Origin of the sequence: Streptomyces sp. UH6 (genome assembly GCF_013421635.1) — a bacterium.
GTDB classification, from domain to species: domain Bacteria; phylum Actinomycetota; class Actinomycetes; order Streptomycetales; family Streptomycetaceae; genus Streptomyces; species Streptomyces abyssomicinicus.
In genome coordinates, this window is record NZ_JACADT010001120.1 from 1 (window position 1) to 1,743 (window position 1,743).

The 1,743-nt window shown below is 75.7% G+C and carries 1 protein-coding gene; it reads left to right on the top strand.

Annotated elements, in window-relative coordinates:
• The coding region (gene secF, locus HW445_RS29820; RefSeq protein WP_180223933.1) for a protein translocase subunit SecF at window positions 1-1,743 on the top strand (1,743 nt) is incomplete at both ends.

Sequence of the window (1,743 nt, forward strand, 5' to 3'; positions counted from 1 at the left end):
CGACCGCTGGGCCCGCCTCACCGGCGAGGCGGCCTGCGCCGCGCCCGGTGACCCGGCCCGCCGCGTCGCCATCGTCCTCGACGACCGGGTCATCTCCTCCCCGCAGGTCGACCCCTCCGTGGCCTGCGGCGACGGCATCCCCGGCGGCGCCACCCAGATCACCGGCGGCTTCACCGACGAAGAGGCCCGCGAACTGGCGCTGCTGATCAGCGGCGGCGCGCTCCCCGTGCCCGTGGAGACGGTCGAGCAGCACACCGTCGGCCCCACCCTGGGCGCCCGCGCCATCGAGGCCAGCGCCTGGGCCGCGGTCATCGGCACCGCGCTGACCGCCCTGTTCATCGTCCGGGCCTACCGGCTCCTGGGCGTCCTGGCCGTCGTGGCGCTGCTCTGCTACGGCGTGATCTCCTACGCCGCGCTGGCCGTGCTCGGCGCCACCCTCACCCTGCCCGGCCTGGCCGGCTTCGTGCTGGCCATCGGGATGGCGGTGGACGCCAACGTCCTGGTCTTCGAACGCGCCCGTGAGGAGCACGCCGCCCGCGTGCGGCCCAGCGTCCGTTCCGCGCTGACGGCCGGGTTCCGCAACGCCTTCAGCGCGATCGCCGACTCCAACGTGACGACGCTGATCGCCGCCGCGCTGCTCTTCCTGCTGGCGTCCGGGCCGGTGCGCGGCTTCGGCGTCACCCTCGGCATCGGCGTGCTCGCCTCCATGGTGAGCGCGCTGGTGGTCACCCGGGTCCTCGCCGAGTTCGCCGTCTCCCGCCGGTGGGTGCGCCGCCGCCCGGCGGTCACCGGCATCGCCACCGCCGGACGGGTCCGCGAGGCCCTCGCCCGCCGTGACCCCCAGCTGATGCGCCGCCCGCGCCGCTGGCTCGCCGCCTCCGCGGCCGTGCTGGTCCTGGCCGGTTCCGGCATCGCGGTGCGCGGCCTCGACCTCGGCATCGACTTCACCGGAGGCCGGCTCCTGCAGTACGCCACGACGCACCCCGTCGACCCGGAGCGCGCCCGGTCCGCCCTCGCCGACGCAGGCTTCCCGCAGGCCGTGGTCCAGTCCTCCGGGGACACCGGTCTGACGGTGCGCACGGAGCGGCTGACCGACGCCGAGGCGGACACCGTCACCCGCACCCTCGCCGCACTGGGCGCCGAGGACGCCAAGGGCGGCACGGAGGGCGCGGAGGGCGCGGGCGCACCGGGGGAGGTGGAGAAGGTCCGCGACGAGCTGATCGGCCCGAGCCTCGGCGAGGAGCTGAGCCGCAACGCCCTGATCGCGCTGGCCGTCGCCCTCGGGGCGCAGCTCCTCTACCTCGCCGTCCGTTTCCGCCGTCTCTTCGGCGCGGCCGCGGTCGGCGCGCTCGCGCACGACGTGGTCGTCGTGGTCGGCGTCTTCGCCTGGCTCGGCAAGCCGGTCGACGGCGTCTTCCTCGCCGCGCTGCTCACCGTCATCGGCTACTCGGTCAACGACTCCGTCGTGGTCTTCGACCGGGTCCGCGAACTGCTGCGCGGCGGCGGCCTCGGGGGAGGGACGGGGACGCGGGCCCTGCCGGACCTGGTGAACACCGCGGTCCTGCAGACCCTGCCGCGCACCGTCAACACCGGCCTGGGCGCGGTCCTCGTCCTCGCGGCGCTGGCCGTCCTCGGCGGGGACACCCTCACCGACTTCGCCCTCGCCACCCTGATCGGCGTGGTGGTCGGGACGTACTCCTCCGTCTTCGTGGCCTCGCCGCTCGTGCTGGAGCTGAGCCCCGG